Source organism: Massilia aurea, from assembly GCF_014200505.1.
Taxonomy (GTDB): Bacteria; Pseudomonadota; Gammaproteobacteria; order Burkholderiales; family Burkholderiaceae_D; genus Telluria; species Telluria aurea_B.
The window spans coordinates 223956-237285 of record NZ_JACHBX010000006.1 but is presented as its reverse complement, the minus strand read 5'-3'; the positions used below and the strand labels follow the sequence as shown (position 1 = coordinate 237285).

General features: G+C 62.6%; 16 protein-coding genes. 2 read left to right on the top strand and 14 right to left on the bottom strand.

Features of this window, described 5'->3' with window-relative positions:
- Positions 1-39: 39 nt before the first annotated feature.
- The 13 genes from HD842_RS23095 to HD842_RS23035 form a co-directional block, all read right to left on the bottom strand.
- The gene (locus tag HD842_RS23095) at positions 40-345 is read right to left on the bottom strand and encodes a glutaredoxin family protein (protein ID WP_183558233.1); all 306 of its coding nucleotides are present in this window, start codon (positions 343-345) and stop codon (positions 40-42) included.
- Positions 345-1808, bottom strand: coding sequence for a Do family serine endopeptidase (locus tag HD842_RS23090; RefSeq protein WP_183558229.1), 1464 nt, complete (start codon positions 1806-1808; stop codon positions 345-347). Before HD842_RS23090 ends, HD842_RS23095 begins: the two co-directional genes overlap by 1 nt.
- Before the next feature lie 133 nt (positions 1809-1941).
- Positions 1942-2286 (bottom strand): sigma-E factor negative regulatory protein, encoded by a 345-nt coding sequence (locus HD842_RS23085; RefSeq protein WP_370660881.1) that lies wholly within the window; start codon positions 2284-2286, stop codon positions 1942-1944.
- Positions 2287-2328: 42 nt separating this feature from the next.
- A complete protein-coding gene (rpoE, locus tag HD842_RS23080) occupies positions 2329-2931 on the bottom strand; it encodes an RNA polymerase sigma factor RpoE (RefSeq protein WP_183558226.1) in 603 nt (200 codons plus the stop codon).
- A 53-nt stretch (positions 2932-2984) separates the two neighbouring features.
- On the bottom strand, positions 2985-3566 hold the full coding sequence (locus HD842_RS24500; RefSeq protein ID WP_183558222.1) for a protein YgfX: 582 nt from the start codon (positions 3564-3566) through the stop codon (positions 2985-2987).
- 173 nt (positions 3567-3739) lie between these two features.
- Positions 3740-4987 carry a beta-ketoacyl-ACP synthase II gene (fabF, locus tag HD842_RS23070; protein WP_183558217.1) on the bottom strand — a complete coding sequence of 416 codons (1248 nt, stop codon included), beginning with the start codon at positions 4985-4987 and terminating at the stop codon, positions 3740-3742.
- A 42-nt stretch (positions 4988-5029) separates the two neighbouring features.
- Complete coding sequence (gene acpP, locus HD842_RS23065; RefSeq protein WP_020653257.1) at positions 5030-5269, bottom strand: acyl carrier protein; 240 nt, start codon at positions 5267-5269, stop codon at positions 5030-5032.
- Between the two features lie 212 nt (positions 5270-5481).
- Entirely contained in the window at positions 5482-6219 is a 738-nt protein-coding gene (gene fabG, locus HD842_RS23060) for a 3-oxoacyl-ACP reductase FabG (RefSeq protein WP_183558214.1), read from the bottom strand.
- Between the two features lie 39 nt (positions 6220-6258).
- Positions 6259-7194, bottom strand: a complete 936-nt coding sequence (gene fabD / locus HD842_RS23055; protein ID WP_183558211.1) for an ACP S-malonyltransferase — start codon at positions 7192-7194, stop codon at positions 6259-6261.
- Between the two features lie 68 nt (positions 7195-7262).
- Positions 7263-8249 (bottom strand): beta-ketoacyl-ACP synthase III, encoded by a 987-nt coding sequence (locus HD842_RS23050; protein ID WP_308638720.1) that lies wholly within the window; start codon positions 8247-8249, stop codon positions 7263-7265.
- Between the two features lie 19 nt (positions 8250-8268).
- Positions 8269-9339 (bottom strand): phosphate acyltransferase PlsX, encoded by a 1071-nt coding sequence (plsX, locus tag HD842_RS23045; RefSeq protein ID WP_183558207.1) that lies wholly within the window; start codon positions 9337-9339, stop codon positions 8269-8271.
- A 212-nt stretch (positions 9340-9551) separates the two neighbouring features.
- Positions 9552-9734 (bottom strand): 50S ribosomal protein L32, encoded by a 183-nt coding sequence (rpmF, locus tag HD842_RS23040; protein WP_028104096.1) that lies wholly within the window; start codon positions 9732-9734, stop codon positions 9552-9554.
- A 252-nt stretch (positions 9735-9986) separates the two neighbouring features.
- Positions 9987-10484 carry a YceD family protein gene (locus HD842_RS23035; RefSeq protein WP_183558204.1) on the bottom strand — a complete coding sequence of 166 codons (498 nt, stop codon included), beginning with the start codon at positions 10482-10484 and terminating at the stop codon, positions 9987-9989.
- A gap of 96 nt (positions 10485-10580) precedes the next feature.
- Here HD842_RS23035 and HD842_RS23030 point away from each other — a divergent pair, with 96 nt between their 5' ends.
- Positions 10581-11195, top strand: a complete 615-nt coding sequence (locus tag HD842_RS23030) for a Maf-like protein (protein WP_183558201.1) — start codon at positions 10581-10583, stop codon at positions 11193-11195.
- 20 nt (positions 11196-11215) lie between these two features.
- Complete coding sequence (locus tag HD842_RS23025) at positions 11216-11965, top strand: SAM-dependent methyltransferase (RefSeq protein WP_183558198.1); 750 nt, start codon at positions 11216-11218, stop codon at positions 11963-11965.
- A gap of 14 nt (positions 11966-11979) precedes the next feature.
- Here the strand turns inward: HD842_RS23025 and HD842_RS23020 are convergent, their stop codons facing one another.
- On the bottom strand, positions 11980-13248 hold the full coding sequence (locus HD842_RS23020; RefSeq protein WP_183558195.1) for an EAL and HDOD domain-containing protein: 1269 nt from the start codon (positions 13246-13248) through the stop codon (positions 11980-11982).
- Positions 13249-13330: the final 82 nt, after the last annotated feature.

The following is a 13330-nucleotide window of genomic DNA, read 5'->3' as shown; positions in this document are numbered from 1 at the left end:
TCTGGGGAGGGCCGTCTTGAAACACGCCAACCCGGCATTTTACCGGATTTCGGGACGGCCAACGGGATTTCGGGCCTGCCCCTCGAGGTAGGCCAGCACCGCGACGCGGTCGAGGAAGTAATGGCACAGCTCGGGCTGGTCGAGCGCGCCATACAGTACCGGCACCAGCTCGTCGAAGCGCGCCCCCAGCGCGGGATCGGCGTCGACGTCGACCACAGTGATGGCGAATGGCTGCGAAGGTGTTTCCAGAGCCTGCAGCGCTGCCAGCATGTCGTCGCACAGGTGGCAATACCCGCGCGCATACAGCGTGAACGATGCTGGTGGCGCGGCGGGCACTGGGCGCATCAGGGACGCGGCTTGATGGTCAGGTATTGCGTGGCGCCATCGCGCTGCACCAGCAACGCCACCGGCTTCGCCTTGTCATGCTTGGCGAGCAAGCCCGCGAACTGTTCGACGCTCGTGAGCGGCGTATTGTTCCACTGCAGGAGCGCGTCACCCGGCTCGATGCCGGCGCTGGCTGCAGCGCCCGTTGCGCTCTCGACCAGCACGCCGCCCTCCACGCCCAGCTGGCGGCGGTCGGCCTGCGGGATGGCTGACAAAGTCAATCCGAGTGCATTGGCCGTCGCGCCCTGTGCCGGCTTTTTCGCCGCAGGCTTGCCGGGTGTCGATTTCTCGTCCTGCAGCTCGACGATCGTGACCGGCACCTCGACCTGCGCACCGCGGCGCCAGACGGTGACGCTGGCGCGGCTGCCGACCTTGGCGGCGCCCACCAGGCGTGGCAGGTCGCGCGTGGTCTCCACCGGCTGCCTGTTGAAGGCCAGGATGATGTCGCCAACCTTGATGCCGCCCTTTTCGGCCGGCCCGCCCGCCTCGACCATCGAGACTTCGGCGCCGCGCGCCTTGCCCAGGCCCAGCGATTCGGCCACGTCGCGCGTGACTTCGCTGATCTGTACGCCGATGCGGCCCCGCGTGACCTTGCCGGTGGCCTTGAGCTGTTCGGAGACGCGCGTGACTTCATCGATCGGTACCGCGAACGAGATGCCGTTGTACGCGCCGGACAGCGTGGCGATCTGCGAATTGATGCCGATGACTTCGCCGCGCATATTGATCAGCGGACCGCCCGAGTTGCCGGGGTTGACCGCCACGTCGCTCTGGATCAGCGGCAGGTATTCGCCCGTGTCGCGCGACTTGGCCGAAATGATGCCGGCCGTGACCGTATTTTCGAGGCCGAATGGCGAGCCGATCGCCAACACCCATTCGCCGACGCGGATCTTGCTCGAGTCGCCAGTGCGCAGGTATGGGAGGTTGGTGGCGGTCAGCTTGAGCAGTGCGACGTCCGAGCGGCGGTCGGCGCCCAGCACCTTGGCCTTGAATTCACGGCGGTCGGTCAGCGTGACCGTGACTTCGTCGGCGCCTTCGACGACGTGGGCATTGGTCAGCACGTAACCATCGCCAGAAATGATGAAGCCGGAGCCGACGCCGCGCTGGACTTCACGCTCTTCTTCGGCCTGCGGCGGGCCGCGCCGGCCGCCGCGCGGCGGCATCTGGCCGCCGAAGAAGCGGCGCAGGAATTCCTGCATTTCTTCTTCACCAGGCGCCCCGCCGCGCGTGCTGACACGCTCGGTGGTGCGGATGTTCACGACGGCCGGGCCGACCTTGTCGATCACATCGGTGAAGTCGGGCAAGCCCGTGACGGTGGGCGCGGACACAGGCGCGGCGCCAGCGGCACAGGCCGGCGACAGGGTGAATGCAGAGGTGCCGGACACGAGCAGTGCCGACAAAATCAGGCTGGCAGTTTTACTGGTCATGGATTCGCTGTTGAATGGCTAAGATTGACCAAATGGTAAGCCAAAAACGGCGCTTTGTCGCGTCGCCAGGTGTCGCGTGCAGGGCAGCCCGGGCTGCACAGCGTGACAGCCTGATCTGGGGAGGAAGCGCCGCTCAGGAAGCACCACGCTTGGCGAGGATGGCTGCCTGGCCCGTCGACTCGGTGGCGCCGCTGACACCATCGCCACCTTCGGGCGCCAATTCCACCGACTCAGCCGCCAGGCGCGCCGCCAGCCGTTCGGCAAAACCGGGCGACAACACTGGCGCCGGCGTGGCGCGCAGCGTGTCCCTGATCAGGTGGTACCGGTCCCACGCCGCTTTGCCATCCTTCTCTTGAAGTGCGGCAAGCGCCAGCTCGGCATCGGCCTGCGGCAATTCGCCGTCGACCAATGCGGAGATATGCGCACGTAGTGTCTCGTTGGTGTCCATCGGGGTGTCCGTCGACGTCGGTGTGTTCACGGTAAGTTCAATCTTAATGCTGTGTTCGTACGATCCCGCTACCTACCGTCGTTTGTCAACCGGAAATTCAAGCAAGGGCCGCAATTTTTCGGCAATGACTTCGCGCGCCCGAAAAATACGGCTGCGTACCGTACCGATGGGACAGGCCATGACTTCGGATATTTCTTCGTAGCTGAGTCCTTCTATTTCGCGCAAGACAATTGCCGTGCGTAGTTCCAGGGGCAGCGCTTCCATCGCCGCATTCACCGTGTGGGCAATCTGCTTACTGGCCAACATTGACTCTGGCGTATTAATGTCACGCAGACTGTCCGCATCGTCAAAGCCTTCGGCCCCTTCGGCGTCGGTCTCAGTCGATGTCGGCGCACGCCTGCCCTGGGTCACGAGGTAATTCTTGGCCGTGTTGATGCCGATCCGATAGAGCCAGGTATAAAACGCGGAATCACCGCGAAAATGGCGCAGTGCCCGATATGCCTTGATGAATGTTTCCTGTACCACGTCTTCGGCTTCCGCCGGATCGTGAACAAGACGCGACACCAGGCGCATCAAGCGGCGCTGGTACTTGGAGACGAGCAGATCGAACGCCTTCTGTTCCCCTGCCTGCACGCGCTCCACCAGCACTTGATCACTCTCGCGTTCTGTCGTCACGGACCATGCCCCATTGGCGACCCTCTCCTAAGAGTTGATCCCCTGCAATAAGTTCAAAGTATTTTTGTCGCTTCGTCGCGCGCATCCTGCGCCAACGACCGTACCGCCACGGACAGCGCCCGAAAGTCGCCTGGCGACATGCTGTCGGGCAGTACGACGAGCACTACCGTCTTGCCAGCCGCCGTGCGCAGACGCAGCAGGATGCAGCCCGGCCAGACCGTGGCACCCGGCACCAGCGTCACGACCACGCCTTCGGACGTGGGTCCGGATGACCCCGCTACGTGCGGTGCGCCCGCCGCGCCAGCTGGGCGCATCTCTTGTTGTACCGTCAGGCGTAGCTGCCCAAGTCCAGAAATATCAAGGCGCTGCGCCGTTCCAAATTCGGGCAAAAGTGCATGGGAATCAGCCTGTGAGCAAGCCTGCAGACGATGGCGATGGCGATGACGATGACGTGCGCGGACCAGTGGCCACCCCAGCGCCGCAGCGCCAGCCAGCGGCACAAGGGCGACGAACCCGCCAAACACGAAGCGGTCAGGCGTGCCGAGGCCGATGACCAGAGCGGTCGCAATGAGGGCGCCGCCGAACCCGGCGCACAGCCAGTACAGGCAAGGCGACGGCCGGACGATGACAGACACCGCACAGTTCATACAACGAGGGAAGCATGAATAACAAGAATCGGCTGGCCCGGCGGGCAAGCTGCGGACGTTGCCGCCAGCACCGGAACATCACCGCTGTAGAACAACAAGCGGGCAATGCACCGGGCTACAGAAGCGCCCATCCCATTCGACCGGGATGGGGCTGGTCAAGTTCAGATTTTCGCGAAAACGAGCGTACCGTTGGTACCGCCGAAACCGAACGAGTTCTTCACCGCGTAATCGATCTTCATCTCACGCGCCGTGTTGGCGCAGAAGTCCAGGTCGCACTCGGGATCCTGGTTGAAGATGTTGATCGTCGGCGGCGAGATCTGGTTATGGATCGCCAGCACCGTGAACACCGATTCCAGGCCGCCGGCGCCACCGAGCAGGTGACCGGTCATCGACTTGGTCGAATTCACGACAATCTTCTTGGCATGGTCGCCAAACACACGCTTGATGCCGCGCACTTCTGCAGCATCGCCCAATGGCGTCGAGGTACCGTGCGCATTCACGTACTGCACCTGGTCGGCATTGATGCCGGCGTTGTTGAGGGCATTGACCATGCAACGTGCCGCGCCACTACCATCCTCGACCGGCGAGGTGATGTGGTTAGCGTCCGCGCTCATGCCAAAGCCGATGACTTCAGCATAGATGCGGGCGCCGCGCGCGACAGCGTGTTCATACTCTTCGACGACCATGACACCGGCGCCCTCGCCCAGCACGAAGCCGTCGCGGTCGCGGTCCCAGGGACGCGAGGCCGTGGCCGGATCATCGTTGCGGGTCGACAGCGCACGTGCCGAGGCGAAGCCGCCCAGGCCCAGTGGCGACACGGTCGACTCGGCGCCGCCCGCGATCATCACGTCGGCGTCGCCGTATTCGATCAGGCGCGCTGCCGCGCCGATACTGTGCAGGCCAGTGGTACAAGCGGTAACGATGGCCAGGTTCGGGCCACGCAGGCCGAACTTGATCGAGAGATCGCCCGAGATCATGTTGATGATCGAGGCTGGCACGAAGAATGGCGAAATACGGCGTGCGCCGCGATTCGTGTATTCCTCTTTGGTGGCTTCGATCAGCGGCAAGCCGCCGATGCCGGAGCCGATCACCACGCCAATGCGGTCCGCATTGTCTTCGGTGACAACCAGACCCGAATCCTGCAGGGCCTGGATACCGGCTGCCATACCGTAATGGATAAAGCTATCCATGTGGCGGCCTTCTTTGCCCGGCAGGTAATCCTCGACGACGAAGTTCTTTACTTCACCAGCGAAGTGGGTCGTGAATTGCGACGCATCAAACTTGGTGATGGCGGCAATACCCGACTTGCCAGCCAGCGCTGCATCCCACGCTTCGGTAACGGTGTTACCGATTGGTGAAATGCAACCCAGGCCAGTGACGACGACACGGCGGTTGCGTGAACGACTCAAGCGATTCTCCCAAAAACTGTAAAGCGACTACTCAGACCCGACTCAGGCTTTGACGTGCGCGGTAGCGTAGTCGATGGCTTGCTTGACGGTGGTGATCTTCTCAGCCTGTTCGTCAGGGATTTCCATTTCGAACTCATCTTCCAGAGCCATCACCAGCTCGACGGTGTCCAGCGAGTCAGCACCGAGGTCGTCAACGAACGAGGATTCGATTTTGATGTCTGCTTCAGCAACACCCAGTTGCTCAGCGACGATTTTTTTAACGCGTTGTTCGATATCCGACATGTTGTAGCTCCATTAAGGTATGTGTTGCGGAAAGTGCGCGCATTTTATCAGGTTTGCGACCTGAAAAACTATTTTCGGCGACTGCGCCTAACTCGCCGGAAAGTCCTGCTAAAAGTCGGGATTGCACCGATATCGTCCTGTTCAAACGGGGCCAATTATCGTGCAATCCATCCCTTTATTGCTGCTGATTTCTTACTTGATGCTTAATATACTTAATTCATGTACATGCCGCCGTTCACGTGCAGCTCGGTGCCCGTGATGTAGGCCGCTTGCGGTCCGGCCAGGAAGGCCACCGCATGGGCGATGTCTTCCGGCTGGCCCAGGCGGCCCAGCGGAATCTGGGTCAGCAGTGCAGCGTGCTGGTCGTCGCCCAGCGACTTGGTCATGTCGGTATCGATGAAGCCCGGCGCGACGCAATTGACGGTGATGTTGCGGCTGCCAATCTCGCGCGCCAGCGCGCGGGTCATGCCGGCCACGCCGGCCTTGGCCGCCGCGTAGTTCATCTGGCCCGGGTTGCCCGAGGCGCCCACCACCGACGTGATATTGATGATGCGGCCGGCCTTGGCCTTCATCATCCCGCGCAGCACCAGGCGCGACAGGCGGCCGACGGCGGTCAGGTTGGTGGCGATCACGCCGTCCCACTCTTCGTCTTTCATGCGCATGGCCAGGTTGTCCTGGGTAATGCCGGCATTGTTCACGAGGATCGACAGGCTGCCGAATTCCTTCTGCACATCTGCCACGACGGCTGCGCAGCGTTCGCTGTCGAGCACGTTCAGGACGACACCCTTGCCGCCGAACGGCGCCAGGTAGTCCGAGATCGCCTGCGCGCCGGCGTCGCTCGTGGCGGTGCCAACGACTTTCGCGCCCTGGCGGGCCAATTCGAGAGCGATGGCCTTGCCGATGCCGCGCGATGCGCCGCTGATCAGGGCGACTTGGTTTTCCAGATTCATGGTGGTCCTCTTGTTGGGGTTGTTGGTGCTGCGCCGGCGTTACGCGTTGAACGTGGCCAGCACGCGCTCGAGCGCGGCCTGGTCGACCAGCGCGTCGCCGACCAGCGCCGGATCGATCCGCTTGGCCATGCCCACCAGCGTCTTGCTCGGTGCGCACTCGATGACCTGGGTGACGCCATCCTGCGCCATCTTCTGCATCGTCTCGACCCAGCGCACCGGACCGGCGGCCTGGCGCACCAGCGCATCCTTGATCTGTTCCGGATCGTTCAACACGACGACATCGACGTTGTTGATGACGGGGATCTGTGGCACGGCAAAGGTCAGCGTGCGCATGTACTCGCGCAGGCGGTCCGATGCGGGTTTCAGCAGCGACGAGTGGAACGGCGCCGAGACCGACAGCTTCATCGCGCGCTTGGCACCCTTGGCCTTGGCGATCTCGCAGGCGCGCTCGACCGCCGCTGTGTGGCCGGCGATCACGATCTGGGTCGGTTCGTTGAAGTTGACCGCTTCGACGACCTCGCCCTGGGCGGCTTCAGCACAGACGGCGCGCACGTCGTCGGCCTGCAGGCCGAGAATGACGGCCATGCCGCCCTGCCCGACCGGCACCGCGTCCTGCATCGACTGCGCGCGAAAGCGCACCAGCGGCACGGCATCGGCAAACGGGATCACGCCAGCGGCGACCAGCGCCGAGTATTCACCCAGGCTGTGACCGGCGACAACCGACGGAATCGGGCCGCCGGCCGCGATCCAGGCGCGGTACACGGCCACGGCGGCGGTCAGCATGACCGGCTGGGTATTGGTGGTGAGGTCGAGGTCTTCTTTCGGGCCATCGGCGATCAGGCGCTGCAGATCGAAGCCGAGGGCGTCGGAGGCTTCTTGCACGGTCCGGTCAACAACCGGGTTGCCGGAGAAACCGTTCAACATGCCCACTGCCTGGGCGCCTTGTCCGGTAAACAGGAATGCGAAGTTGCTCATCGTGATAGTTCCGTAGTCATTGGTTCTTGGGAGTGCCGCGCTATGATTGCGACGCGGTGTGCGACTCGTTACATGCGCGCCAGCACGGCGCCCCAGGTAAAGCCGCCGCCCACGCCTTCCATCAGCACGTTCTGGCCCGGCTGGATGCGGCCATCGCGCACCGCCTGGTCGAGCGCCAGCGGAATCGAGGCGGCCGAGGTATTGCCGTGTTCGTTGACGGTGACGACCATTTTTTCCAGCGGCAGGCCGAGCTTCTTGGCGGTGCCATTCATGATGCGGATATTGGCCTGGTGTGGCACCAGCCAGTCGATCTGGTCCGGCGTGACGCCGGCCGTATCGAGCACCTCGTGCGCGACTTTTTCGAGCACCGACACGGCCAGCTTGAACACGGCCGGGCCATCCATGTGCAGGAAACCGCTGCCGGCAACGGCGCCGCCCGCCAGGTTGCCCGGGATCGACAGGATGTCGGCGTGACTGCCGTCGGCGTGCAGTTTGGTGGCCAGGATGCCCGGCTCGTTCGACACTTCCAGCAGCACGGCGCCGGCGCCATCGCCGAACAGCACGCAGGTGCCACGGTCATTGAAGTCGACGATGCGCGAGAAAATCTCGGAACCGATCACGAGCACGCGCTTGTGGTTGCCGGCGCGGATGAACGCATCGGCCGTCGACAAGGCGTAGACGAAGCCGCTGCAGACCGCCTGCACGTCGAAGGCGGCGCTGCCATTGGCCATCCCCAGCTTTTGCTGGACGATGCAGGCCGTGCTCGGGAAGCTACCGTGAAAGTCGGGGGTGGAACTGGCGACGATGACGAGGTCGATGTCGCCCGCCTCGCGGCCCGCCATCTCGAGCGCCCGGCGCGCGGCGTGCACGGCCAGGTCGGAGGAAAGCTCATCGGCGGCGGCGAAGTGGCGCGCCTCGATGCCGCTGCGGGTAACAATCCATTCGTGCGACGTTTCGACACCTTGCGCAGCCAGCCGCGTGGCCAGCGCTTCATTGGTGACACGGTTGGCCGGCAGGTAGCTGCCAGTGCCGGTGATTTTGCTGTACAGGGTCATTGCTTCACCATCCGCTCGGTTATTGCGCCTGGCGCTCGATCGTGGACACGGGCTCGAGCACCGGCATGGGCGCTTCGGCAGCGCCCGTTGAATTCGGCATCAGCTCGGTAATTAGTGCCGACAACTGTTCTTGCACATTATTGTGCGCGGCCTCGTAGGCACGCTTGATCGCCCATTCAAACGAATAGGCGTTGGCGCCGCCGTGGCTCTTGAACACCAGGCCCTTCAGGCCCAGCAGACCGGCGCCATTGTAGCGCTCGGGATTGAGTTTCTTCAGCGCCTTGCGTGCGAACACGGCGCCGACCATCGACATGATGTCCGCCTTGAACGTCGTTTTCATGAAACGCGACAGGCCTTCGATCGCCTTGAGCATCACGTTGCCAACGAAGCCGTCGCAGACGACGACGTCGACGGTCCCCTTGAAGATGTCATTGCCTTCGACGTTGCCGTAGAAATTGAGCTTGCCGCGGGCAGCATCGTCGCGCAGCAGCACGCCGGTGGCCTTGACCACCTCGTTGCCCTTGATGTCTTCGGTGCCCACATTGAGCAGGCCGATGGTCGGGCGGGGAATGCCTTCGATTGCCGAGCACAGCACCGAGCCCATGATCGCGAACTGGTGCAGGTGATGCGGTTCGCAATCGACGTTCGCACCAAGGTCGAGGATGTAGGTCGGGCCGTTCTTCTGGTTCGGCATGATCGAGCAGATCGCCGGACGGTCGACGCCGGGCATCGTCTTGAGCACGTAGCGCGAGACGGCCATCAGGGCGCCAGTATTGCCGGCCGAGACGCAGGCATTGGCGCTGCCGTCTTTCACCAGCTCGATCGCCACGCGCATCGACGAATCCTTCTTGCGGCGCAGGGCCACCTCGATCGGATCGTCCATCGCGACAACTTCGGTCGCGTGCTTGATCGTCAGACGCGGCAATTTGTCGCCGTGGTGTTTCTTGAGTTCTGCGCGCAGCACCTCTTCGACGCCCACGAGCACGAGCTCGGCGTCATCCTGCTTCTTGAGGAACGAGATTGCTGCCGGAATGGTTACTGACGGGCCGTGATCGCCACCCATGCAGTCAATGGAAATTTTTATGGTCATGTATTGGGAATGCCGCGGCTCACACAGGACTGGCGGCCAGATGGGATCGATTCGTCGCCAGGAGGCGCACAGGATCCGCGCTGCTCAACATGACGGGGCGAAATGCATGCCCGTGATGCCAACAATGCCTGAGCAGATGCCAAAGAAAAAGCGGCGCCACGCAGATAACATACGTTGCGCCGCTTTCATGGTTCTAAAAGCCAGGACGTCGATTACTCGTCGTTTTTGGTCTTCAGAACTTTGCGACCACGGTAGAAACCGTTAGGGCTGATGTGGTGACGCAGGTGCGTTTCGCCGGTGGTTGGCTCGACTGCCAGGTTTGGTGCAACCAGGAAGTCGTGCGAACGGTGCATACCGCGCTTCGATGGGGATTTTTTATTCTGCTGAACAGCCATGATAACTCCTAATACTAAGTTCTAAAATTTTAACACATTCGACGTGCAACGATTTGCGCATCGAGTATCCCAGCAGCAATCTTCAAGGATGTCCCCCGGGATTGCCGACACGTTTCCGTCTACTTCTACTACCAATGCCATACTCGAGCGCTGCACGCGTCTGACACATTCTTTTTGCAAATTTTGGGCGACATTCTTTCTACGCTGCCGCCACCGTACTGCGAAACCGATCCTGCTGTATTTGGTACTACATCATTCTGTCTTGAGATTCTTGAGGCCGGCAAATGGCGACGGCTTCTCGTTCTTCAGACTGTCCAGCAGCTTGTTTTCTGGGCAGACATCGTGCTTTGGCGACTGCGGCAACGCCAGCAGCGCTTCGTCTTCGAGCAACTGACGAATATCGCAGGTATGGCTGCCGACGATCACATCGATGCTGTCGTCGTCGAGAACGATCTCGATGGCATCGGCTTCTTCGTCATCCTTACCCAGCACCAGCATGGTCGACGAATCGATCTCGTAGTCCATGGGTTGCAGGCAACGCTGGCATTCCAGCTTCACGTGACCGGCGACCTCGAGGGTCAGCGACGGATAACCGTGACGGGTTTGACCACCTTGCATCGTCCAGCGGATGTCGCCGCCTTTTTCGGAACTCTCTGCGGCCAGCCGGGTCATCTCGACCAGGGGCGTGCTGCCTTCACGAAAACCATCGCTCTTGCAAAACTCGAAGGCATCAATAATGAAAGCGCTCATTTAGAAAGTCGTCCCGGAAAACCTGCGATAATAGCAGGCTTTTCACCGCAGCGCCATGAAACTGTGGCTTCGCTGCCGATTTATCCCGAAGGCCGCATGCTACCAAGTTCTACCCCGCCCCGTCTGATCCTCGCCTCGAGCTCGGCGTACCGGCGCGAATTGCTGGGCCGGCTCGGCCTGCCATTCGAGGCCATCGCACCCGATCTCGATGAAACGCCGCTGCCCGGGGAAACGCCGCCAGCAACCGCGCTGCGCCTGGCGCGCGCCAAGGCCGAGGCTGTGGCAACACTGCATCCGGATGCGCTCGTGATCGGCTCCGACCAGGTCGCCACACTCGACGACCTGCAGATCGGCAAGCCTGGCGACCATGCGCGCGCGCTGGCGCAGCTGCAATTGATGCGGGGCCGTGAAGTCGTGTTCCACACCGCGCTATGCCTGTGGGACGGGCGCGCTGCGAACCCTGCCGCCGCTGCCCAGCTCGACAATGTGCAGGTCCGCGTGCGCTTTCGCGACTTGCCGGACGCCGAACTCGACGCCTATCTGCGCATCGAACAGCCATACGATTGCGCCGGCAGCGCCAAGAACGAAGGCCTGGGCATTGCCCTGATCGACCACATCCACTCGCTTGATCCGACCGCCCTCACCGGCTTGCCGCTCATCGCCCTGACCGGCATGCTGCGGCGCGCCGGCGTGCGCTTCTTCGGCACCTGACCCTTTACCTGAAACGACCCATGCCCGGCACCCTGTACCTGATTCCCAATACCCTCGGCCCACTCGATGCTGCGCCCGGCTGCCTGAACGGCCTGCTGCCGACGCAAGTGCAGGCACTGACCAGCTCGCTCGATTATTTTGTGGCCGAAAACGCCAAGACCGCACGCGCATTCCTGAAACTGATCGCGATCGACCATCCATTGGCCAAGCCGCTGCAGGAAATCGAAATCGCCGAACTGAACGTGAACACGCCGGCTGCCGCGCTGACGCAATTGCTGGCGCCGCTGCTGGCGGGGCGCGATGCGGGCCTGGTGTCAGAGGCCGGCGTGCCAGCCGTGGCCGATCCCGGCGCCGACCTCGTGCGCCTGGCGCATCAGCACGGGATTGCCGTGCGACCGCTGGTCGGCCCGTCGTCGCTGCTGCTGGCCGTCATGGCGAGCGGCCTGAACGGCCAGAGCTTCGCCTTCAACGGCTACCTGCCGACCGACGCGGCGCTGCGCACGAAGCGCATCCGCGAACTGGAAACGCGTTCACGCGGTGAGCGCCAGACGCAATTGTTCATCGAAACGCCGTATCGCAATGGCGCGATGCTCGAGGCGCTGGTGGCGGGCTGCCAGCCGGGCACGCTGGTGTGCGTGGCCACCGACCTGTCGCTGCCGAGCGAGTCGGTGCGCACCATGACGGCGGCGAAGTGGAAGGCGGCGTTGGCAGCCGACAAGGGGCCGGACTTCCACAAGAAGCCGACCGTGTTCCTGCTGCTGGCGCAATAAAGGATCGGTGGACTTTAGCGCACGTCGTGGGTCAGCTCGCGGACCCAGTCGAAGGCTGCCAGTTCGATCTCGCGCACCTCGGGCACCGTCAACCCAATCTTCTTGAGTTCGGCATTGAGCTTGCGGCCGCCAACGGCCGTTTCGAGCAGCTCGGCAATGCGCAGCATCGTGCCGAAGTCGCCATCGCGGTCGATCAGCGCGTCGCGCACGTCATGCGCGACCTCGACGTGCACGAGGATGTCGGCCATGCGCACCGAGAACAGCGCTTCGGCCAGTGACATGATGCCGACAGTAAAGGCGCGGTCGGCGCTGGCCGTATCGCCAGGGCGCACGCGGAGCGTCATCAGTTCGAGGAGTTTGCCGCGTGTGGTGGCCAGCTGCAGTAACGGCGAGTGAAGCGAGACTTGCGCGCCCGCCGCGGTGTACAGCAGAATCTGCAGCCAGCGGCCCAGCTGGCGCCGGCCCAGCACTGCCAGCGCCTGTGACAGCGATTCGATGCGCGGACCCGGCACTGCGCGGCTGTTGACCAGGCGCAGCAGGTTCAGGCTGACCAGCGCGTCGCGCTTGACGGCCGTCTCGATGGTCTGGTTGTCGGCGTTGGAATTGACCAGCTCCAGCAAGCGCAGCAGCACGACTTCGGTCGGGGCGATCTTGCGGCCGCTGAGGATCACGGGCCGCGCAAAGTAATACCCCTGGAAGTATTCAAAACCGAGTTCCATGCACAGCTTGAACTCTTCGATCGTCTCGACTTTTTCAGCCAGCAGGCGCTTGCCGGTCTTTTTCAGCGACGCGACCAGACCGCCCAGCGCATCCGGGGCCACGCCCTTGATATCGACTTTGATAATGTCGATCAGCGAAATCAGCTGATCGAGTTCGGGCGAATGTTCGATGACGTCGTCGACGGCGAACTTGAAGCCGAGGTTTTTGAGTTCGTCCACCCGCGCCAGTAACTCCGGCGTGGGTTTGACGGTTTCCAGGATTTCGAGAATGACTTTATGCGGCTGCAGGAAGCGCACGAAGTCGCTCATCAGCACGACAGCGTCGACATTCACAAAAGCGAGCTGATCGCCCACCACCTGCTCCATGCCAAGTTGGGACGCATGCGAAATGACGGCCGCCGTCGCGGCGGCGCCATCGGTCAGCTTGGCGTCTTCATCCTCGCCGGCAGCACGAAACAGCAGCTCGAACGCCAGCAATTGCTGGTCGCGCCCGAGAATGGGTTGCCGTGCGAGGAAAAAATCGTCAGACGGCACCAAGACCGCTGCCGTTGCATCAGCATGCATTGAAATATTACTCCTGGAAACTGTCGCGGCGGATCGCGGCGCGCTGGCGACGCGCACCCGCGCGCCACCTGCACCGACTATA

Excerpts from the sequence above, each read along its gene's own strand:
- acpP (WP_020653257.1), bottom strand. The coding sequence starts at position 5,269 with ATGTCGGATATCGAACAACGCGTTAAAAAAATCGTCGCTGAGCAACTG.
- HD842_RS23030 (WP_183558201.1), top strand. The coding sequence starts at position 10,581 with ATGCTACCAAGTTCTACCCCGCCCCGTCTGATCCTCGCCTCGAGCTCG.
- HD842_RS23050 (WP_308638720.1), bottom strand. The coding sequence starts at position 8,249 with ATGACCCTGTACAGCAAAATCACCGGCACTGGCAGCTACCTGCCGGCC.
- HD842_RS23020 (WP_183558195.1), bottom strand. The coding sequence starts at position 13,248 with ATGCATGCTGATGCAACGGCAGCGGTCTTGGTGCCGTCTGACGATTTT.
- fabD (WP_183558211.1), bottom strand. The coding sequence starts at position 7,194 with ATGAGCAACTTCGCATTCCTGTTTACCGGACAAGGCGCCCAGGCAGTG.
- rpmF (WP_028104096.1), bottom strand. The coding sequence starts at position 9,734 with ATGGCTGTTCAGCAGAATAAAAAATCCCCATCGAAGCGCGGTATGCAC.
- HD842_RS23090 (WP_183558229.1), bottom strand. The coding sequence starts at position 1,808 with ATGACCAGTAAAACTGCCAGCCTGATTTTGTCGGCACTGCTCGTGTCC.
- plsX (WP_183558207.1), bottom strand. The coding sequence starts at position 9,339 with ATGACCATAAAAATTTCCATTGACTGCATGGGTGGCGATCACGGCCCG.
- fabG (WP_183558214.1), bottom strand. The coding sequence starts at position 6,219 with ATGAATCTGGAAAACCAAGTCGCCCTGATCAGCGGCGCATCGCGCGGC.
- HD842_RS23095 (WP_183558233.1), bottom strand. The coding sequence starts at position 345 with ATGCGCCCAGTGCCCGCCGCGCCACCAGCATCGTTCACGCTGTATGCG.
- HD842_RS23025 (WP_183558198.1), top strand. The coding sequence starts at position 11,216 with ATGCCCGGCACCCTGTACCTGATTCCCAATACCCTCGGCCCACTCGAT.
- HD842_RS23035 (WP_183558204.1), bottom strand. The coding sequence starts at position 10,484 with ATGAGCGCTTTCATTATTGATGCCTTCGAGTTTTGCAAGAGCGATGGT.